Source organism: Alloiococcus sp. CFN-8, from assembly GCF_049943125.1.
GTDB lineage: Bacteria > Bacillota > Clostridia > Clostridiales > Clostridiaceae > JAEXZL01.
Genome location: NZ_CP188040.1, coordinates 3,261,447 through 3,283,755, shown reverse-complemented (window position 1 = coordinate 3,283,755; position 22,309 = coordinate 3,261,447). Strand labels below are relative to the sequence as shown.

The 22,309-nt window shown below is 34.1% G+C and carries 17 protein-coding genes; 3 read left to right on the top strand and 14 right to left on the bottom strand.

The annotated features are described in order from the left end of the window. Window positions 1-457: 457 nt before the first annotated feature. A complete protein-coding gene (locus ACPWSR_RS15365; RefSeq protein WP_426349103.1) occupies window positions 458-1,531 on the bottom strand; it encodes an undecaprenyldiphospho-muramoylpentapeptide beta-N-acetylglucosaminyltransferase in 1,074 nt (357 codons plus the stop codon). A 184-nt stretch (window positions 1,532-1,715) separates the two neighbouring features. On the opposite strand from ACPWSR_RS15365, the gene ACPWSR_RS15360 reads away from it, so the two are divergent. Further along, complete coding sequence (locus tag ACPWSR_RS15360) at window positions 1,716-1,904, top strand: small, acid-soluble spore protein, alpha/beta type (RefSeq protein WP_426349102.1); 189 nt, start codon at window positions 1,716-1,718, stop codon at window positions 1,902-1,904. Window positions 1,905-1,938: 34 nt separating this feature from the next. On the opposite strand, the gene recJ is transcribed toward ACPWSR_RS15360, so the two are convergent. From recJ to srtB, 12 genes are all read right to left on the bottom strand, one after another. Continuing rightward, a complete protein-coding gene (gene recJ, locus ACPWSR_RS15355; protein WP_426351399.1) occupies window positions 1,939-3,708 on the bottom strand; it encodes a single-stranded-DNA-specific exonuclease RecJ in 1,770 nt (589 codons plus the stop codon). Window positions 3,709-3,947: 239 nt separating this feature from the next. Further along, window positions 3,948-4,505, bottom strand: a complete 558-nt coding sequence (locus ACPWSR_RS15350; protein ID WP_426349101.1) for a DJ-1 family glyoxalase III — start codon at window positions 4,503-4,505, stop codon at window positions 3,948-3,950. 17 nt (window positions 4,506-4,522) lie between these two features. Beyond that, window positions 4,523-7,444, bottom strand: a complete 2,922-nt coding sequence (locus tag ACPWSR_RS15345) for a DNA topoisomerase IV subunit A (RefSeq protein ID WP_426349100.1) — start codon at window positions 7,442-7,444, stop codon at window positions 4,523-4,525. A 12-nt stretch (window positions 7,445-7,456) separates the two neighbouring features. Continuing rightward, window positions 7,457-9,409, bottom strand: a complete 1,953-nt coding sequence (locus ACPWSR_RS15340) for a DNA gyrase/topoisomerase IV subunit B (RefSeq protein WP_426349099.1) — start codon at window positions 9,407-9,409, stop codon at window positions 7,457-7,459. 303 nt (window positions 9,410-9,712) lie between these two features. Next, a complete protein-coding gene (locus ACPWSR_RS15335; RefSeq protein WP_426349098.1) occupies window positions 9,713-10,429 on the bottom strand; it encodes a hypothetical protein in 717 nt (238 codons plus the stop codon). Window positions 10,430-10,464: 35 nt separating this feature from the next. Then, window positions 10,465-11,100, bottom strand: coding sequence for a BsaA family SipW-dependent biofilm matrix protein (locus ACPWSR_RS15330; RefSeq protein ID WP_426349097.1), 636 nt, complete (start codon window positions 11,098-11,100; stop codon window positions 10,465-10,467). Between the two features lie 53 nt (window positions 11,101-11,153). Then, a complete protein-coding gene (locus tag ACPWSR_RS15325) occupies window positions 11,154-11,876 on the bottom strand; it encodes a BsaA family SipW-dependent biofilm matrix protein (protein ID WP_426349096.1) in 723 nt (240 codons plus the stop codon). Window positions 11,877-11,903: 27 nt separating this feature from the next. After that, window positions 11,904-12,551 (bottom strand): hypothetical protein, encoded by a 648-nt coding sequence (locus ACPWSR_RS15320; RefSeq protein ID WP_426349095.1) that lies wholly within the window; start codon window positions 12,549-12,551, stop codon window positions 11,904-11,906. Beyond that, entirely contained in the window at window positions 12,544-13,080 is a 537-nt protein-coding gene (locus ACPWSR_RS15315; RefSeq protein WP_426349094.1) for a signal peptidase I, read from the bottom strand. Before ACPWSR_RS15315 ends, ACPWSR_RS15320 begins: the two co-directional genes overlap by 8 nt. 35 nt (window positions 13,081-13,115) lie before the next feature. After that, window positions 13,116-15,269 carry a vWA domain-containing protein gene (locus tag ACPWSR_RS15310; RefSeq protein WP_426349093.1) on the bottom strand — a complete coding sequence of 718 codons (2,154 nt, stop codon included), beginning with the start codon at window positions 15,267-15,269 and terminating at the stop codon, window positions 13,116-13,118. Window positions 15,270-15,527: 258 nt separating this feature from the next. After that, complete coding sequence (locus tag ACPWSR_RS15305; protein ID WP_426349092.1) at window positions 15,528-16,790, bottom strand: BTAD domain-containing putative transcriptional regulator; 1,263 nt, start codon at window positions 16,788-16,790, stop codon at window positions 15,528-15,530. 359 nt (window positions 16,791-17,149) lie between these two features. Beyond that, window positions 17,150-17,932: a class B sortase gene (gene srtB / locus ACPWSR_RS15300; protein WP_426349091.1), complete on the bottom strand. Its 783-nt coding sequence runs from the start codon at window positions 17,930-17,932 to the stop codon at window positions 17,150-17,152. A 146-nt stretch (window positions 17,933-18,078) separates the two neighbouring features. Between srtB and ACPWSR_RS15295 the strand changes: the two genes are divergently transcribed. Continuing rightward, a complete protein-coding gene (locus ACPWSR_RS15295; protein ID WP_426349090.1) occupies window positions 18,079-19,167 on the top strand; it encodes a GerMN domain-containing protein in 1,089 nt (362 codons plus the stop codon). A 56-nt stretch (window positions 19,168-19,223) separates the two neighbouring features. On the opposite strand, the gene ACPWSR_RS15290 is transcribed toward ACPWSR_RS15295, so the two are convergent. Beyond that, the gene (locus ACPWSR_RS15290; RefSeq protein ID WP_426349089.1) at window positions 19,224-20,180 is read right to left on the bottom strand and encodes a CAP domain-containing protein; all 957 of its coding nucleotides are present in this window, start codon (window positions 20,178-20,180) and stop codon (window positions 19,224-19,226) included. Between the two features lie 264 nt (window positions 20,181-20,444). On the opposite strand from ACPWSR_RS15290, the gene asnB reads away from it, so the two are divergent. Next, the gene (gene asnB / locus ACPWSR_RS15285; RefSeq protein ID WP_426349088.1) at window positions 20,445-22,286 is read left to right on the top strand and encodes an asparagine synthase (glutamine-hydrolyzing); all 1,842 of its coding nucleotides are present in this window, start codon (window positions 20,445-20,447) and stop codon (window positions 22,284-22,286) included. The last annotated feature ends 23 nt before the right edge of the window (window positions 22,287-22,309 follow it).

Below are 22,309 nucleotides of genomic sequence, written 5' to 3'. Positions count from 1 at the left end.
TCCAGAGATAAAGCAAAATAAACTACATTAATATTATATACTAAGAAATATATTTTGCAAGTTATCTTACCCAATATTGTTCTAATATTATTCATAAACCTAAATAAATTCTCACTTAAAAATCACTATAATTGCTGATTATAGGCAGATTAGAACTTAATTTATTTATTAGTATAAATTTTGCTTAATAGTTAAATTTATTTTAATTTTTATTTATTTATCAATTTTAATACATTTTTAATTTATTTGTAGTCAATAACAAAACTGTTATTTATATTTATTATATTATAAAAAGTTCCAATAACACCCCCCCTATTATTGTGCATAATATTGTTAATTGAAAAACTTGTCTGAATATCAAAAGGCAATGGCTACCCCATAAAAACCAAAAAAATATAAAGTAAATATAACCAATAAAAAAAGAAAAGAGCTGCGCTCTTTTCAAAAATTATAAATATTATTTTTTGATATTATCTAGTATTACCTTCATGATATTTAGAGAGCCATTTTTCATTTGGCTCGTTTCCATAAGAGAAGTATATTTTTCCCTCTCTTTGTAAACAGTCCTTATTGCTTTCTTAAAAACCTCATCATCTAAGCTTTCTTCCTGTATTACATAACTATAACCATTTTTCTCAAAGGATTTAGCATTAAGTATTTGATCTCCCCTGCTCGCCTTTTGTGATAGGGGTATTAAAATATTTGGCTTCTTTAATGCTAATAACTCAAATATGCTATTAGCTCCTGCTCTAGATATTACTAGATCAGCCCCCATTAAAAAATGAGACATTTCCTCATTAACATATTCATACTGTTTATAACCAGCCTTATCTGTCAGCGACTCCTCCCTATTACCTTTACCACATAAATGTATTACATCGAAGGTAGAAAGTATCTCTGTCAAATTATTTCTTACCGCATCATTTAGGACCTTTGACCCTAAGCTTCCTCCAATTATTAGAAGTATTGGCTTCCTCCCTGAAAATCCTGTTATCTTAAGACACTCTTCCTTTTTACCTTTAAATAGCTCTTCTCTTATAGGAGTTCCTGTTATAACTGCTTTATCCTTCCTTACATGATTTATCGCCTCAGGGAAGGTTAAGCAAAGCTTAGAGCAATATGGAATTATAAGCTTGTTAGCAAGGCCAGGTGTTATATCTGACTCATGAGAAACCACTGGCACCTTGTTTAAGTAAGCACCTAGCACCACTGGAACAGCTACAAAACCACCTTTTGAAAATACTATGTCAGGCTTTTCTCTCTTAATTATTTTATAGCATTGACCTATACCAGCAATGACCTTAAAAGGATCGGTAAAATTTTTTAAATCAAAATATCTTCTAAGCTTTCCTGTAGATATACCAAAGAAAGGTATTCCAGCTCCTTCGATTATTCCTTTTTCTATTCCATTTTTACCTCCAATATATTTTATCTCAAAGCCTTCCTTCTTTAGCATCGGAAAGAGTGCTAGGTTTGGAGTTACATGACCAGCAGATCCACCACCGGTCATAATAATTTTATATCTATTCATAATTACCAGCTCCCAATATTATTTATAAAATTAAAACAAAGACTGTAAATAAAGATAACCTTTAGCATTATTTGATTTTTGTACAGCTCTAAGCATTAAATTCCTGTTATGCCTTAAATTCAATAAAATATAAATCCAAATAACGGACAACATAATATCACAAAGGAAAAAAGGAGGTGACATTATGACAAGCAGAAATCAAAAACTAGTTCCTGAAGCTAAAAACGGTTTATCTAAGTTTAAGAAAGAAGTTGCTAATGAATTAGGAGTACCTCTTAGCGATTACAATGGTGACCTTACTTCTAGAGAAAACGGCAGCGTTGGCGGAGAAATGGTTAAGAGAATGGTAGAGCAATATGAGAAAAATTTATAATCAGTGATAGGTATGGGATGAAAATCCCGTACCTTTATTTTTGTGTCAGCCTTATGCTCTTAATTACTAGCTGTATATTCCTATAACCATTATATTCATTTATAGATGGATAGAATATAAAATCTACTGATATATTACAGCTACCTCCCTTAATCAGCTTAGCTGCTTCTTCCTCTGAAAAGTTGGCTTTAATAAGCTCCTTAAAAGCTTCTCCCTTATCAAAAGATATTGCATCTATATATAAACCTCTTTTAGGGATTTCCAGCCTAAGCTTTAATATATTCCGTTCCTTCCCTATGAAATTAATCTTTATAGCCCTGATATTTTTCGCACCAAATAGAGGAGAAGGATTAGCTTTTCCAAAAGGTTCAAACACTTCAAGCTCATTAATAAGCCTCTCAGATATAAATTCAAGTCCTAATGGAAGATCAAATCTAATCTTAGGAATAAGGTCCTCATCAGTTAACTGGCAATTTTCATTCAAAAAATTCCTCAAGGGAATTATATTTTCTTCTTTTAAGGAAAGTCCCGCTGCCATAGGATGTCCGCCAAACTTTTCCATGTATCCTCTTCCCTTAGAAAGCTCCTCAAACATATTATAACCTTCTATTGACCTACCTGAACCCTTAGGCATTTCTTTTCCTCTTGTTAATACAATTGTAGGCTTATTATATTTTTCTTTTATTCTTCCCGCAGCTATTCCAGCTATACTTTCATGAACATCCTGGCAATATAAAACTAAAATCTTGTCCTTAGAGATGCCTTCAGTAATTATCTTCTCCTCTAAAAGCTCTACGCTTTCTTGAGTCATTCTTTGACGCTCAGTATTTAGCTCATGAAGCCTTTTAGCTTTTTCCTTTGCCAAAAGCTCATTTTTTTCTAACAAAAGCTCTAATGCTAAGCCAGCTGATTCAAGCCTCCCTGTAGCATTAATTTCAGGTCCAATAACAAAGCCCAAGTGATAGGCAGAAATCTTTTTATTATTTATTCCAGTTTCATTTATCAATGCTTTAAGACCAATGTTCCTTGTGTTATTTAGCATCTTTAAGCCATTTTTCACTATAATTCTATTTTCACCAATGAGATCTACTACGTCACATACTGTACTAATGGCGGCATATTCTATATACTTTCTACCTTCTTCAAGGCTTCTCCTCATTGATATAAAGAGGCCTTCAGCAAATTTCATTGCCACTCCAGCTCCACAGAGAGATTTAAAGGGATATGGACAATCTGACTGCTTAGGATTTATAACAGCATGAGCCTCAGGTATCATAAATATTCTACCTTCATCTGTATCCTTGTAGGGAATATCATGATGATCTGTAATTACTAAGGTAAAGCCCAGGTCTAAGGCTAACTTAGCTTGTTCAATAGCTGATATACCATTATCACAGGTTAATATTACCTCATAGCCTTCCTCTCTCAGCACTCTAATTCTATCAGAATTCAAACCATAACCTTCTTCTTCTCTTTGCGGTATATAATACCCTACCTTAGCTCCTAATTCCTTTAGAGTACTATATAATATATAGGTGCTTATAACACCATCACAATCATAATCTCCATAAATTACTATTTTCTTATTGGACAAAATAGCATCCTTTATAATACTTACTCCCTTATTATAATCCTTCATTAAAGTACTATCATGAAGTTTTTCTAAGGATGGTTCTAAAAATTCTTCCACAACCTCTCTATCCCTAAGTCCCCTGACCGCACATAATACTGCTGAAAGCTCTGATATATTACATTCCTTGGCTAAACGCTTAGGATCAATACCGGGATTTTTAATTAACCACATTTCCTTCAAATTATCACAACCTAACCATCATAAATCATATAAATACTTTATATCTATTAACACCAAAGTCTACTCCATTATTATAATGATTTTCAATTATTTAATCTATATCTTCTATCACCTAGTGGACATTTTCTTTAAATACCTCTAACTTTTTTATCAAAACTAGTTAATCATCAATTTTCCATTCATATATAAAAATCTCGGCATAATATATACTACACTATGCCGAGAAATATTTAAATTATACTATAGAAAAAAGAAGTATCTTCTTTAAGCTTTTTTTCTTCTTCAAACAATCCAAGCTGCTTGAGAATCTCAAGGGCAAAAGGCAGTGCTGTAGCTGGCCCCCTACTGGTTATAATATTTTCATCCACTATAACTGCATCCTCTTTATATATACAATTATCCAAATCCTCTCTAAAGGTTGGATAAGAGGTGATTGTTCTTCCTTTTAACAGTCCAGCCTCAGCTAAAACTATTGGTGCAGCACAAATGGCAGCTATTACCTTGCCGCTGCTGTAATATTCACGGATAAGATCAAGGGTATGTGCGCTATTTTTTAAATTATTAGTTCCTGGCATACCACCTGGAAGAATAATAGCATCATAGTTTGCGGTATTTTCATGATCAATAAAAGTATCACAGATTACCTTAATGCCATGAGCTCCTTCTACAACTTCCCCCTGCAGTGAACATAAATCACAGGTTACCCCTGCTCTTCTTAATATATCCACCACTGTTAAAGCTTCTATTTCTTCAAAGCCTTCAGCCACTATTACTAATGCACTCTTCATACCAATCAACTCCCCTATCACTTGATTTTCACATCTTTAATATAATCATTCATAAGTATGAGGAAAATATTATTTCCCCTGCCCGCTCTATTCTGCACCTTAATTTCATCAATTTTTAATAGCTTACTTTCTTTCTTGTTTGTTTTTAGTACTATTAAGCTTTCATCGGTAACCACTGGTTGAAGATTATTTTTCTTAGAGCCTGCAGCAGAGTCAGCAGATACAATTCCTCCATATATAACTCTATCCTCATCTTTAAGACTAATTCCTATTACCCCAGAAGCTCCTTTACCCATGAGATTCACATTAGATGAATCAAATTTTATAGCCATTCCCTTTGAGGTAATTATCAGTACATTTATTTCTTCTTCAAAGGAGATATCGATATTTATAAGGACATCACCTTCACTCTTGAATTTATAGCCCAGTATTTCTGTATATTCCCCACTAAACTCCTTTAGAGCAGTCTTTTTTATCAGTCCGTTACTGGTAAAATAATAAACTATGCCTTTCTCTAAATCCATGCTACTACTTACTATATTAAGAACCTTTTCCTTCTTGCTGGTGAAATCTGCTATATCCTCTAAATGAAGTTCTGTGTTCTCTAAGCTTTCAAGTATAACAGCTGGTATTCTATAAACCTTTCCCGAGTCTGTAAATATAAGTAGATAATCCTCTTGAGTCACTCTTGCTTTAAAGTAATCATCTCTTTTATTGCTCTTTACTAGCTTAATATTTCCACTAGGGCTTATCCCAACGATATATTCACTTAGAGCATAGTCTTTTACAATTTCAGCACTGTTAATGGAGAGCTTATCTGGTAGTAATATCAGTGATTGAGGAAGTATATTCCTTTCAGTAGATAACAATTTAGGCTCAATAATAGTAAAGTGTAAATCATTATTTAGTGCAATTCTTATGAATTCTTCCTCTCTGTTCCTATCCATGAGCTCAGCCATTACCAAAGAATCTCCATCCTTTAGTTTTATGGCTTGAAGCTTTGTGTAGCTAGTTTCAAATTTATCAAGGGAGGATTTCTTTATATTTCCCTTAGCCGTTATAAAAATATAATCTAGTGGACTTTTTATGTCATTTATTGTATAGGCTGCTATTATACTTTCCTTGTCTAAATCCAGCCCTTTTATAAGAGTATCAATCCTTTCACCCTTATCTCTCCATTTCGCCTCAGGAAGAAGGTTTCCTCTAAACTGGAACATATTGCCTTTATCTGTGAAGACCATTATAATGTCTCTGGTATTAGATTGGAAAACATATTTAGCATAATCACCCTCTCTATACTCAATAGAATCCACCTCTCCACTGGTCCTGTTGTAATTTTTTAGAGGTACTCTTTTAGCAAAGCCATCCTTAGAAATAGTAACCATTATATCCTCTACCACAAGAAGCTCCTCAATATCAATTTTAGCCTCCTGCTCATCGGCTATTATTTCTGTTCTTCTATCGTCCTTATACCTTTCAGTTATCTCTAAAAGTTCATTTTTTACAACTTTTATAAGTTCTTTTTCATTATTCAATATTTTATTAAGCTTAGCAATGAGCTTTTCTAGTTCTTTATATTCCTTTTGAAAAACCTTAATTTCAAGTCCAGTAAGCCTGTAAAGCATCAGCTCTAAAATGGCATTAGCTTGAGCCTCTGTGAAGCCAAATTTACTCTGAAGATTATCTCCTGCATCCTTCTTTGATTTAGAGCTTCTAATAACCGCAATTATTTCATCCATAATATCTATTGCTTTAATAAAGCCTTCAACAATATGAAATCTTTTGCTAGCATCATCTAGCTCTCTTCTGCTCCTTCTAGTTATTATTTCCTTCTGGTGATTAACATAATGAACTAATATCTGCTTTAGTCCTAAGGTTTGCGGCTTACCATCAGCAAGGGCTACCATGTTGAAGCTTAGATTACATTGAAGGTCTGTTCTTTTATATAGATATTTTAAAACCTTATCTGCTGTTTCCATTTCAGTAGATTTTTTAAATTCTATCACGGCACGGATACCAGTTCTATCAGATTCATCCCTAATATCTACAATTGACTCTAAAGCCTTAGCATGTCTTTTGTCACCAGTCATTTCTGAAATACTTTGGAGGAGCTTCGCTTTATTTTTTCTATAAGGGAATTCAGTAATAACTATCCCCAATCTACCATTTTCTAACTTTTCTATATTAGCTTTTGCCCTTAAGGTAACCTTTCCTTCTCCCGTTTCATAGGCAGAGTGTATAGAATCCCTTCCTATCAATATTCCTCCTGTAGGTAAATCCGGTCCCTTAATATACTTCATAAGCTCCTTGGTAGTTATATCAGGATTATCGATATAAGCTGTAATCCCATCCACCACTTCCTTGAGATTATGAGGAGGTATATTGGTGGCTAATCCAACGGCAATACCAAAGGCACCATTAACTAATAGATTTGGATACCTTGAAGGCAGTACTGCTGGCTCCATTTCACTATCGGAATAATTTGGTACCATATCTACAGTACCTTTGTCTATATCTTTAATCATCTCCATGGCTATTGGAGCAAGTCTTGCTTCAGTATAACGCATGGCAGCTGCTCCATCACCATCAATAGATCCCCAGTTTCCGTGCCCATCTATCAGAGGATATCTTGTGGTAAAATTCTGAGCAAGGATAACCATAGCATCATAAACAGAAGTATCACCATGGGGATGAAACTTTCCTAAAATGTCTCCTACAATTCTTGCAGACTTATAATAAGGCTTGTCAGGAAATGCTCTTAATAAATATGAGCCATAAAGAATCCTTCTATGAACAGGCTTCATCCCATCTCGAACATCAGGAAGAGCTCGATCCTTTGCCACTTCCACAGCATAAGGTAGATAATTATCTGGCATTGCTTCTTCTAGTGGTATAGGTATTATATTCCCGTCCTTAGGTATATTGATTTTCTTTGCCATATATTATCCCCCTTAAAATTCTGCGTATTTGTACATGTATTTTTTTCGCGGCTCAACTATATCACCCATTAAAAGAGATATCATCTTTTCTGCCTTAGCTGCATCTTCAATAGTCACTTGATACAGGGTTCTTTTTTCTGGATTGAGGGTTGTGTCCCACAGCTGATCAGGGTTCATCTCACCTAAACCTTTATACCTCTGTATAAGAGCACCTTTTCCTATATTCTTTTTTACCTGCTCTAGCTCCTCATCGCTGTAAGCATACTGAAAAACCTCACCCTTTTTCCCTGTTTTATAAACCTTATAAAGGGGCGGCTGAGCCAGGAAAAGATGACCATTTGCAATAAGCGGCCTCATATATCTGTATATATAAGTCATCCATAGAGTTCTGATATGATATCCATCTACGTCTGCATCACTCATTATTATTATTTTATGGTATTTTAAATCCTCTTCCTTATAATTATCTAAGGTTCCTGTACCTATGGCCGTATTAAAAATCTTTAACTCCTCACTGGCCAAAACATTTTCAAGCTTCTGTTTTTCAGTGTTCATAATTTTTCCCTTAGAAGGCATTATCGTTTGGAATCTTCTATCCCTTGCCTGCTTAGCACTACCTCCTGCAGAATCTCCCTCTACCACTATAAATTCATTGTATTCTGGTTCCTTAAGAGTACAGACAGCTACTTTACCTGCTAAAGGAGCTGCACCCTTACCTATTTTCTTCTTCTCAGCTTCATTAATCTTTCTTATCTTTTCTCTTCTTGAAGCTGCTTCCAAAGCATTATTAATAAGGATTGTAGCAACGTCCTTGTTGTCCTCAATCCATTCAGATAGCTTGGTATAGGTAAGCTCATTCATTATAGTATAAGCTTCATTATTTCCTAGCTTTGTTTTCGTCTGTCCTTCAAATATTGGGTTTGATATCTTTACTCTTATAATGGCAGTCATGCCTTCTCTTAGGTCATCCCCTTCAAATTCCTTATCCTTATCCTTTATAAGATTTAGCTTTCTAGCCCATTCCTTGAAGGCTCTAGTCATTCCTGTCTTAAAACCCGTTTCGTGAGTTCCAGATTCCGTTGTAGGTATATTATTTACAAAGCTTGCAATAGAATCTGCAGTAGAATCGGTAAACTGAATACATACCTCACCAAATAAATCAATACCACCTATATTCCTTTCACCTTGAAATAGTATAGGCTGTGGATGCAGAACAGTCTTTGATTCATTTAAATAATTAATAAAATCTAAAAGTCCATTTTCTGAATAATATTCCTTCTTTACTTCCTCTTCCTTACGAAGGTCTATAAACTCTAAGGTTATCCCCTTGTTTTGGAAGGCTAATATCATCAATCTTTCATCTATGGATTCAAACTTAAAATCTATGGAGGAAAAAACTTCTGAGTCAGGCATAAAGGTAACCTTTGTTCCAGTCTTGTCAGTTTTACCCACAACCTTTAAAGGTGTAACCGGTGTTCCTGGCATAACTCTCTTAAGTGACTTATCATAGGCATATTCAAAGCGCTGCTTATATATTTTGCCATCCTGATACACCTCAACCTCTAGCCATTCTGAAAGAGCATTGACCACCGCTGCACCAACACCATGAAGTCCACCGGAGGTCTTATAATTTTTGTTGTTAAACTTACCCCCCGTATGGAGCTCTGTATACACCATCTCAACTCCAGATATTTTCTTTGTGGGATGTATCCCTGTAGGAATTCCTCTTCCATTGTCAATTATAGTGACACTCTTATCCTTATTTAAAGTCACTGCAGCCCTGTCACCATAGCCGTTAGTAATCTCATCTATTGCATTATCTAGAATTTCCCAGATACAGTGATGTAATCCCTTACTTCCTGTGGAGCCTATATACATACCTGGTCTTACTCTTACTGGTTCAAGCTTTTCAAGGGATGTCAAGCTATTAACGTCATATTTCATAATCAGCTCTTTGTTTTCCATAGTTACCTCCAACTTATGTTCACATTAATATATCTTTCTCATTACCATTAAAGTGATTAACAATACTTAATCCAAAATATCTAAAATACTCAAAAAATCCGCTAGAAGGAGATATCCAGTTCTAACGGTAGCCAATAATATTAAGTATAATAGCTATGTCCATTATTGTCAAACATGTGTTCCCATATCTATTTATTTTTCAATTATAACATAAATATGAATAAAAATAAATAAGCACTCCCCGTAGGAAGCACTTTTACACCTTAAAAGCTGCCTCAAATCATTTTTGAGGCAGCCATTAAATTATTCATTTATACGTTTTTTATCCTTTAGTAGAAGTACTACTCCTGAGCCAAAGGCACCTACCATAAAAAGCATATATGGAAATACTAACTTTTCATCTCCTGTCTTAGGGTTTTTACCAGGAGTTATTACAGTCTCCTCTGACGCAACTTGTTCTTCTTCTTTAGGCTCCTCCTCCGTTTCTTCATTTCCAACTCCCTGTTCATAGGCTACAGCAATGAGCTTCCACTCTGTTTCTCCATAAGCATTAAGATTTTCCTTAGTAAGCTCATTAGAAGTTTTTATAACTACATTTATTTCTCCTTGATCTAATGGATCAAAGATTCCAAGGAGATATCTTTCTCCTGGTGCTTTCCCTTTAATCCCTTCATTTCCCTTTACATTACCGCTATATATAATCTCATTATCATAGATAATATCCATCTCTATATGTTCTAAAAGCTTTAAACCTTCTTCATCATTTTCAGGTACTGAAAGCTGAAGATACAGATCATATATAGCTGTGGATTCATTATAAACCCTTAGAGAATTATTGTAGCTCTCTCCAGGAATTATATTTAAATGTTCCATAAATACCTTATTTTCAGGATTATAAATAATCTCATCATCCTTAATGATAATCTCTGCTACATTACCTGCGGCACTAACAGCTTGAATCTGTGAAAAGCTAAGGGACATTATTAATAAAATAATTAACCTAATTATAGTTTTTTTCATCTAATCACCTCCAATTTTAATTATTAAGCCTAAGCTTAATTCCAATGAACCATGCCATCGCTACCTATGGTGCAGTCTTTACCAAATACCTTCTTCACTGCTGCCTCAGTAGCTTGCACATGTTCTAACTGGAAGGATAGAGAATAATTCCCTTCAGAATATTTTTTAAGCTCTTCGCTGCTTAAAGCTGTATTCAATTCGAGCCTTTCCAATACTGGAGCTGTTATGCTATCATTTCCACTGTGTGCAGGCAGAACACTTTTATAATAAAACCATCCATCTCCTCCATAAACCCAAAGGTCATCCTGATTTCCTCCTGCAGCCTCTGGCCAAATGGTTGTCCAATTCTTTGTCACCACTGAATCGTTATTTACCTTGTTGGATATTATATTACCTGTCTTATCCGTCCAGGTTTCTGAATACCTTACTCTAATGATTTGATCATAATCTCCTGTGTTCTGAAACCTTACTACCTTAGTAACAGGACCATTAAACTTAGGGTTCTCAGGAAAGTCCTCTACGATTTTCCCTTTATTTTCTCCTATTATAAACTCATTAGTTACATCAGCATCCATCTGATAATATGCATATACTCCCACTATAGTAGTGGTTATCAATATCATCAAGATAGAAGCCAGAGAACTGAGCTTTCTTTTATTTTTAATCTTCATCTAATATACCTCCTTGGCCTTCTATCCTGAAATTGCTCTATACCTCATTTCAATTATTTAAAGTTCCAGGTAATATTGTCACCGGTTATTTGAACAGTGTCTACTTCAGAGAAAGCAGATATGGATTGATTATTTTCACTCATCTGCACCGTCTCCATTTCAATAAACAGTGAGTAGTCAATCCTTTGGTGATCATTTCCTGCTGCTCCATTAAAGGTAATGGATTTAAGAATCAATGGTGTTGTCTCATCAGCGTTGAATATATGCTTGTAGTAGTAATAACCATCATCTTCATTATACTTCCAATTCTGTCCTTCTCCTTTAAAGGTAAAAGAAGAGGTATTCCAATTTTCAATAATAATTGGAGCATCATTTCCAGTCGGCACCTTGTCTAATGAATTATGAATCGGCTTGAATCTCTCTTCTTGAGCAAACCACTGCTCTACCTCTGGAGTTAATTTAATCCTAAGCATTGAATCATAATCACCATTATTCTTAAACTTAACTTCTTTTAAATTAGTATCACCAGGCTTAAAAGCATCGTCTACTAAAACATTATTAGGATTTTGAAGATTACTCTTACGATACTCTGTAAAACCCTCTTCATCATTTACTCTTTCTAGGATAACTCCATCAAACTGCCTATCTCCTGTAGAGAATAAATTAGTTACATCCGCCTCTGCAGTGAGCCATGCATAGCTCCCAGCCAGAGCTGCCACTGCTGCTGCCATAACTACCGCAGCTAAAGCAACCTTTTGTCCTTTTCTCTTAATCATAATAATTCTCCTATTCTGTCATTAAATTTATCTAGCTATCCAGCTAACATTCAAACCGTTGATATCTAGAGGTGCTCTACCAAACACTTCCTGAGCAGCAACGTTATCATCACTTAGCTGTACTGTTTCTAGCTTTATAAAGATACTAGCATCTAAGTTAACATTTGGACCTACAAAATCTTCTTCAAATTTAATTGCTTCTAATATCATATCTGTATCTTCGCCATCTTCTAGAATAAAGTTATAGTAATAGTATCCAACTCCTTCATCTCCCTCACCCTCTACTATATAGGTCCACTGTTCATCTAATGCACCAGTTCCTACTAGTGAAAGTCCTTCTGCTAAATCTGGGTTGAATTGAATACGAACTAATTGATCATATGTTCCTGTATTTTCAAAGCGAACTTCCTTCTTAATGGAATCTCCTGGCTTGAATTGATCAGGAACTACTAGCTCCCATACATTTTCAGTATCATTATAGTATTGGGTTACATCATCATTTTCCTCTTCATCAAAAACTGTCTCAACTATTTGTGCATCAAAGCGTCCTTCATAAGGAGTGGCAAATCTATTAGTTACATCCGCTTCCTGAGTGAGCCATGCAAAAGCCCCTGTCATTAAAGCTACCGCTGCTGTCATTGCTAAAGCACTATACATTTTCTTATTCTTATTCATTTAATATTCCTCCAATTTTTTTATTATTTATGTCTTCTTTCTGGATAACTTTGTTATCGATGTTCTCTTCAAAAAGCTTATTTAAAGCAATGTTTAATATCAGAACAGCTATAAGCATTATAAACATAAATTTGTTTTGAATTACCAGAGCAGCGTACCCTACATAAGGAATCATGAAGTGTACAATGCCTTTAACTTCCTCAGTATATACCTCATAAGAATCCTCAGTATTATTTGCATCTCCCTTGGTAATCACATAGCCCTGCTCATTATTTTTTTCTACCACTCTATGAGTTATCAAAGCGTCACCCTTCTGATATATTATTGGCTCACCTTCGTCTATCTCTGAAAAGTCAGCACTTTTATAATACACAACGCTGTTCACAGGGAAGGTTGGTTCCATGCTTCCTGTAAGTATAACGGCTGGCTTGTACCCTAAAACCAAAGGTGCAAAAAACGTCATAAGAGCAAACATTGCTATGAATATCACTGTTGAAATTATATTTAAAAGCTTAATAACTATCCTCATATCATCATGCCTCACAATCTAAACTTGATTAAGTATCAATTCATCTTAACTCTATTTACTACTCTATCTGTGCCGTGGAAGAAGGGCTTCGCCTCCTGCTTGTTGGTTATCACCACCACAGCCTCAGGGTTATTTTTATTTATATCCACGAAGGCATTGTTTTTATCAACCTCTGTACCATTAATCTTTATGCTTACTAGCTGATATTCCTTTGGAAGTATTTCACTTAAGGTATAGCGGCCAGCTTTCAATTTACTTAATACCTTTGTACTGTCATCCTTTAATAAATCTAAATAAGTTTCCAAAGGACCTCCTACCTTTACTGCAAAAACATCTCCACTTGGAATAGCTATTGTATTTCCACTCTTATCTAAAACCACTTTATTGACAGTTATCTTTCCTGACTGAACCTTTATTTTATAGATTCCCTGAGCTGTAACCATAGCTGCTGTATTTCCACTGGTATTCTCCGTGGACTTAGGAAACACTACAGGATTAGGTGTAAAGGTCACTTTCAATGTATAATCGTGATCTTCTTCAGGAGCTTGATTTCCTAGCTGAGTAAGGTTATTTCCCAGGCTGTTAGTCCCGTCTAACCATTCTATAGAAAAACTACCAGTAGCCATCTTCCCTACAAAAGGATCTGGTGAAGCATCATTATACATACTATCTGGTAAGCCTGCTGTAGGAACACTCTCACCCAAGAATATAGTCTCTTCCTTATTGTTTACTGTAATTCTAGGCTTTACGTTCACCGTTGGCTTTGGATATAAAAGGCTTTCTTCACCATAAAATACCCCTGACCCCTCTTCATTGGTAGTTATATCATTACCTCCAATAAACTGATCTATAGCCTTAACCCTTATGGTTTTACTAACCACATTCTTAGTAAGGGTTGCTAGGGCCCACTGAACGTACCATAGATTTCTATCGGAATCATACCTTACCACTCCACCGTTACTTAAATTAACTATAGAGGTGGTATTAGTTATCATGTTTCCATTATTATCTAGAACCCTGAACCTTGGATCTATATAATCTCTTATATAGACATTTTCTAAGGTTCCTCCAATTACCTCAGTGATACTATCAAATAAGTTTAATAGCTCATCACTGGATTCTACCTTGTAGTAGTGTTTACCACCACCAGCTTTATCTGAGGCTATACTTCTCATATAATTCTCTACTCTTGTCAGTGTATCACCTGTGATATTCTGAAAAATACCTATGGAATATATGGAGGCATTATAAGGTGCTCCCTTTAATTCATTTGCTTTTCCTGTAGCTCTCCTTGCGACATTATCATCAAAAGAAGTACTTGTTGATGTTGGAACTCCATCGGTAAAGAATATTATTACCTTATCCCTGTTACTATTAATATTCACACCTTCGAACTTCGATGGTGTGTTGTAAATTTCCATTGCTTTATTAAAACCCTCGTCAGCTTTTGTATAAAAATTCAAGCTTAATGAGTTGATAGCTCTATTAATTTCATTATAGGAAGCACTATTTCCTACTCTTAACAGATACTTATTATTGAGATTAGTATTAATTATCCCTGTATCAGCAAAAGAAACTACTCCTATCCTGCTGTCAGGGGACTTTTCCTTCACAGTATTCACAAAGGAAATCGCCGCATTTTTTAAGGATTGAATCTTTGATATACTAGATTCGGATCTACTATAAAACTCATATTCATTGTTTTCACCTGTCTTTCCAGGTGAGTAGGTAACAGTAGTACGATTATTTCCAACTTCATAGGACCATCCACTGTTAGATCGATACCTTACTTGAGTATATTCTCCATTTCTGAGTATATAATAATTCTGCCAGCTCTCTGGCTGTCTTGTTATAGGAGTATAGGTATAGGTAACTAGGTTCTCATCCATACTTATCGATCTATCCAGGACCAGGATTATATCTGCTGGTTTAGGATCTACTATCACTGTTCCCTCTTTTGCTGCTGCAGTTAAGGTAATATCATAGGTACGGTTGTCCCAGCTGTTTACCTCTGCAGTTTTACTAATGGTCATGTCATCATTGGAAACTGTTTCTTCACTACCTCCTGCTCCCCCAGTGGCTGAAGCATTCATAATCTTACGATTATTATTAAAGCCTACAAAGCCTAAGGTGAGGATTAGCGTAAGAATAATTGATATTACCTTCTTATGCTTAAGGTAATTTTTCATTTATTCACCCCCCTTTTACAATAGTAATTATTTATTAATCTTATATATTTAATTATAGTAACTATTAGTTACACACTAATTTCATTTTGGTTTTATATCGGTTTTATTAATGTAAATTATTTAAATATTCCGTAACACTTATACACAAATAGTTAATAAATATGGTAACCTTTAAAATGTTTAACTTAATTTAGATATACCATCCCTAAGTTTAAATAAAAAAAGAAGCTGCAGTGTATGTTCTGCAGCCTCTTTAATCTAAATCTCTTCTATTTTTATGTTTACATATTGAAGTGGTAAGTCTGGTAGCTCTTCTCTAAAGCTCTTTAATAATCTATCACTCACTATGCTCCAGTGACTATCTATAATATCATATAGCAGAACCTCTACCTTAAAGGATAAGCTAAAACTATCAAAATAATAAACATCACCTTTTCTGATAGTTCTGCTGATGGAATTAATCAATGATTGAAACATATCGTTTCTAGTTTTTGATACCATAAATAGAGCGTCTTTACAGCCTTCTCTAATTAGTTTTAAAATATACTGCTCCTCAAGAGTTATTACCATATGAGCGCACTTTATTTTTCTCTTACCTTTAAGCCTTGAAGCAAGGGTAAATATCCTTCTAAAGCTATTAATATCAACCCTTTTTTGTTTAAATACTAAGCTGATTACCTCCTCAAGGTCTGCCTGTGCATCTTCCTTTTCATAGATGCTGCCATAAACCTCTTCCCTTATAGCCTTCATATCCTCCGATGGAATTATTCCTAGCTCCTTGCACAACTTATTATTTGTATAATTGTAATGCTTCAAAGCTTCATACTTCTTTCCCTGCTTTAACAATATTTCTATAAAATGAATATGCAACCTTTCTTCCATGGGCTCTATTAACATCACCTTTTCAATAACTTCCATGGCTTTCTTATAGTCATTTCTTTCCTTAAGAATAGTTATCATACCATTGACTATATCCATAAATAATCTTTTATAATAATTTCGTTTTGGTATTACCCAATGATCTAAAGCTAAATTGTTTAACAAATGATTAGGATAAAGATTTAATATGCTGTGATAATCATGATAAATATCCTCTTTTTCCCTACCTAAGGACAATAGATCCTTGGCCTTAATTTCAAAATCCTCAAAATCCAAAAAGCAATTTCCAAATAACTGAAGGATATAACAACCGTCAATAAAGGATATTACCATCATCTGCTCTAAGCTTCCTCCGCAAAACTCAGAGCTTATCTTTTTAATAATCTTTCGCAACCTGAAAACTTGTCCTTTAATAGTGTTTTTGAGATCTAAATATTCACTTTCTCCCCACAGATTATCTTCTATGTACTCACTGCTTAGATGCTTCCCTTTATTCAGCACAAAGAACTTCAGAAGGCTAAAGATCCTTGGATATTTGGAAAACATCAGAGTCAAATCAACCCCCTTATATAATATTTCAAAACGATCGAAGGTATAAATCATTAGATCTAATTCTTGCTTCTCTAATATTTTATTTTCCATAATAACTCCCCAATCGGTTAATAATATTATTGTTTCAACCAAAATTAAACTAGTTAGTATCTAAATTTTACCATATTATAACCAACTTATGAAATTGAGTTGAAATAATTTTTAAATAATTTGTATATAATTAACCATTTTATTCTGTAATGATTATCCTATTATAGTAAATAAATACACAAGTTTAAACACTAATTTAATAATATTACCTAAATAATATTAAACAGCCTTATATTATACATAAACTTCATAATTAATTAAATTTATTTAAGTATTTTTATTACTTTCGTATTATGTTTGTTTATAAAAAAAGACTCGCTTTACTTAAGCGAACCTTTTTATTTCAAAAAAATTAACATTTACTTTTCAATTAGCTTTGCAAAAACTGCTAGTCTAGCATCCTCATATTCATAAGTGCAGGTAGACAGGGTTAATATTTTATCTTCTTCCCTTATAATAGTGTCACGATTAAACAAAGCTCTTTTCTGTATATCGGAAACAAAGCTTAGAAAATCCTCTCCTGATTGAAAATATGTTTCAATATAGTTATAATCAGCCTCAGTAATTATTACTGAAAAAATCTCATAGATTAAAGTACCTTCTGGAGTATCTATATATATATATCTATTTATATTGAAGAAGGCTTCATCTTTAAATTCCTTTAAGGATGTAAACATAGCGCCACTTTTTAAATGGTGACCATAAATTATAGTGTTGTAATCTGTAGGGACACTCTCATCACTGAGTTTATTTCTATAATCCATAAATATAGCCCCCACACGGCTTGTATAACCTTCCACCGTATGATCCAGATAATAGCTGTTGTCATCCCCTTGTACCACAGGATAATCAATATTTGTATTTGGAACGTGAACCCATGCCACAACATCAGCATTTATTTCTTTCAAGGCAGCAAATCGCTCCTTCCTTAAAGCAGCTAGGTCTTCAATTCCCTCCTTATCGGCTTTAGATAACTCCTCAAAGTCATATACCTCTCTTATCTCCTGATAATCCTTTTCATTTTTGTATCCATCATAAAAGTAACTTATCAGCTGATACGCAGAATAGCAAAATACCCCAATACATAAAAGAAGAAGTATAAACCTAATTTTCTTTATAATCCTCACCCCATTTAAAGTCATATTATTTAAGCTTTTACTTTAATATTAGTATAAAATTAATAACTTTATCTTGCAACATTAATAAGGCAAATAAAGACAACCTCAAGATTATGTTATATAATGTAAATGAATACGTTTTACAAATGTAACTTTTATTGAGGTGTAATATGAAAAAAACAATATATCTTTTTTTAATAATTTTCAATCTATTATTTATAGCAAGCTGCAGCAGTAATTCTGAAGATTATGGCTCTCAAAGTCTATCTCAAAATAATAGTAATGAGGTATCAGCAGTACTTCCAGAAGCTGAAATGACAAAATATAATATAACAGACTTTCTCCCATCGGCGATAAACTCTATATACTCTTTTTCTCGTAGTCAAGAAAATGAAATAATTAAGGAATATATTGAATTCTTAAAAGAAGGCAGAGTACAAGTGAAATCAGTGAGCAGCTCAAGTATAGCCTCCTTAATATATGAAATTCAGGAAGACGCTTTAGTTCTAACCTATATAGCCGAGGATAACTATATAAAAAAGGAGCTATTTGACAAAGAGCCTAACTCACAAGAAATCCTTCTTATGAATCCTATTATCGTAGGCACCACTTGGAATAATGGTGATAAGACCCTTTCCATAACAGCTATTGATATCCCTGTGGAAACAAAGTCAGGCACTTATACCTCTATAGAAGTCACCACAAAAGGAAAAGAGTTTACTCAAAAAGATTATTATGCTCTAAACCTTGGAAAAATTAAAACTGTCTTTGAGATGAATGGTACCGTTTTTACCACTGAATTAATGGATTATAAAAATTATGAGATAGTCCAGGGAATATATAGGTATTATTATAATACCCCCTCAGGAAATGAACTATATTATCTGGAAGAAAAAGTATCAGAACTCAGAGAAGAAGAGCTAAAAGAAAGGATAATAAAAAATTTATATAATGCACCAAGAAAAGACTTGCTTTCCTTAGATTCTAACATTAAGATAAACTTTATCAAATATTCACCGGAGAATGACAATGTTCATATTGACTTTTCTTTTATTATAAATGATAAATTAGATTTAGAGACAACCTTTAATAAGATGTTTCTAAAATCCCTTGCTAATACCTTATGCTTTAATTATGGGGTTGAAAATGCACTTATAACTATTGATGGTAAAAGCCAAGGCTCAGATCAATTAATTTTAGAGGATAAAGAAGTGATAACCGCTGACTTTAATAACTATAAACTACTTGAAAAGATATAATGTAATTAATAAAACAAGCCTCCACTTTGTTCATTAATTGGAGGCTTTGTTTTATATTATTTTGCAAAATGCTGAGTACCGTAAATTTTTATCCTTCCCTCACTATCTACTGTAGTTACCACTCCTATTCCTATTTTTGTGTAGGAATCGCTCAGCATAGCTTTTCTGTGAGGTTCAGAATTATACCAAAGATCGTATAAGCCTTTGGCGTTAATTCTCTCTTCTCTTCTATCGGTATACATAGCTATATTTTCTCCTACTTTTGAGCTGCCGACCTTAAATATCTTTAAAAGTAAATAACCAGAATTCTCATTATTGTAATTTGGATTATTATGGTTGAAATATCCTAACTGTATCATTGAATTTGATTTATACCTAGAGGATTCCTTTAATATACCTGTACTTGTTAGCGGGGCTAAGCCATTCTCAGCTCGTAGCTGATTGACTAAGACTAGAAGTTCATCCTCAATATCACTTCTATAGGATATGGGATAATTTGCTGGAAGCTCCTTTACTATCTGTTCCACCACAACTTTTTCTTCCACCACTGGGGCGGGTACTTGTACTGGCGTAGGCTCTTTCACTGGAATAGCCTCTTTTTTGTTTTCTACTACAGCTGGCTTTTGTTCAACCTTTTGAGGCTGTCCATTACCATTAGCTTTCTTATTATTATCAGATGCTTTATCTATTATTTGTTTTTCAACTACTTCCTTTGGTGGCTCTAAATTCTGCTTTTCAGCTTCTCCATCTATTACCTTCTCTTCTTCATTCATAGGCTCTTTAACCACCTTTAGCATAACCCTCAATCCCATTTTATTTAATGCATCTTTGTAGCTTTTCCCTATATTATTGAAGCCTTTTCCCATAGAAAGAGCTGTTACATTTTCTAGAGTTTCTCCACCTGCTGAAGCTGCTGCTTCTTTGGTATCAATAACATTATTCCCCTGAAAGCTAACTCCAATAGTAGCTAATACCATAGCTGAAAGTATCACCACTACAAACTTTTTAAGCATATTATGTACCCCCCTCTTATCTTGATTATTATAAATATCCAATTAGCATTTTATTATATCTTCTTATAACTTTTATCTATTAAGCTATTGTTAATTTTACAACACAGCTAATAAATACTCCCTATTATTTTTATCGCTTTCAAATATAATTACTGAAGATTTATAGTTATATTTTTTCTTAATAATATAAAAAATTATTTATTACCAATTCTCTTTAAACCACATAAGATAACTTATAGTGAAATTTTAGGAGGGTTGGTTATTATGTGCGGTATTTGCGGCTGGTTAGATTTTCAATTACCTTTATCTAATAATAGAGAGGTAATAGAGTCCATGACTAAAACCTTGGAAAAGCGTGGACCAGATGATTATGGGTATTATATTGATAATAATGTACTTTTTGGTCACAGAAGATTAATAGTTGTTGACCCTCTAGGTGGCGGACAGCCCATGATTAAAAATGTAGATGGCCATAAATATGTGATTATATATAATGGAGAATTATATAACACTGAGGAAATAAGAGGGGTATTAACAAAAAAAGGATATTCATTTTCAGCTTATAGTGATACAGAGGTTTTGCTTACTGCATATATACATTGGGGTATCAAGTGCTTAGACTATCTAAACGGGATATTTTCTTTTGCTGTATGGGATGAAAGCAAAAGGAGCCTACTCCTTGCCAGAGATCAGTTGGGAGTTAAGCCTCTCTTTTATACTAGAAAAGGCAGCTCCTTTATTTTTGCTTCAGAGATAAAAGCTTTGCTTAAAAATCCAATGGTTAAACCAGTTCTAGACAGAGATGGATTGACAGAGCTCTTTGCTTTAGGTCCTGCCACAGCTTTGGGCAGCGGAGTATTAAAAGATATAAAAGAAGTACCACCTGCTCATTATATGTATATAACAGAGGATACTATTCATTTAAAGGAATATTGGAAGCTGGAAGCCTTAGAGTTCACTGAAAGTCTTTCTGAAGCTACTGATCACGTAAGAGAGCTTTTGATAGATGCCATTAGTAGACAGCTTATTGGCGATGTACCCTTATGCACTTTTTTATCTGGAGGAATTGATTCCAGTGCCATATCAGCCATTGCAGCAGCTGTATATAAAGAACAGGGAAAAACTCTTAATACCTATTCCATAGACTATCAAGAAAATGATAAATATTTTAAGGCCAGCAGCTTCCAGCCAACAGCTGATGCTGATTTTATAAAGCTTATGGCTTCTTATATAAAAAGCAACCATCACAATTATATCGTGGATAATCATTCCTTAGCTGAAGCTTTAGACGCCGCTGTATTGGCTAGAGATTTACCAGGTATGGCTGATGTTGATTCCTCCTTATACCTTCTCTGTAGAGAAATCAGAAAGGATTATGTAATCGCCCTTTCAGGAGAATGCTCAGATGAAATTTTTGGAGGCTATCCTTGGTTTAGAAAGCCTGAGCTATTAAATGCAGATACCTTTCCATGGTCTTTATCTCTATCAGAAAGAAGCAGTATACTCTCTTCGGAATTAAAGAGTCTTCCTTTAGAGGAATGTGCAAGGAATCACTATCAAAAAACTCTTAAGGAAGTGCCTCATTTACCAGGAGAAGCGCCTGAAGAGTACAGAATGAGAGAAATAGTTTACCTGAATATCAAATGGTTTATGGTAAATCTATTAAACAGAAAAGATAGGATGAGTATGGCTAACAGCTTAGAGGTAAGAGTTCCCTTTGCTGATAAACGACTTGTGCAATATGCTTTTAATCTTCCTAATTCTATACGCTTTGCAGATAACATGGAAAAAGGTCTCTTAAGAAGAGCTTTACAGGGTATTTTGCCAGAAGAAATTCTAAAAAGAAAAAAGAGTCCTTATCCAAAGACTCATAACCCAAAATATACCAATATCGTTGCTTCCAGATTAGAGAATATAATCTCAAATTCTGAATCACCTATATTACCCTTAATTGATAGAAATAAGATTTGTGAAATTATAAAATCCGGAGGTTCTTCCTATAAAAGTCCATGGTTCGGACAGCTTATGACTGGTCCTCAGCTTATTGCTTATTTAATCCAGCTTAATACTTGGCTAAAAACTTACAATATCAAGGTAGAGCCCTAAAAGAATAAATCCATAAAAGTAGG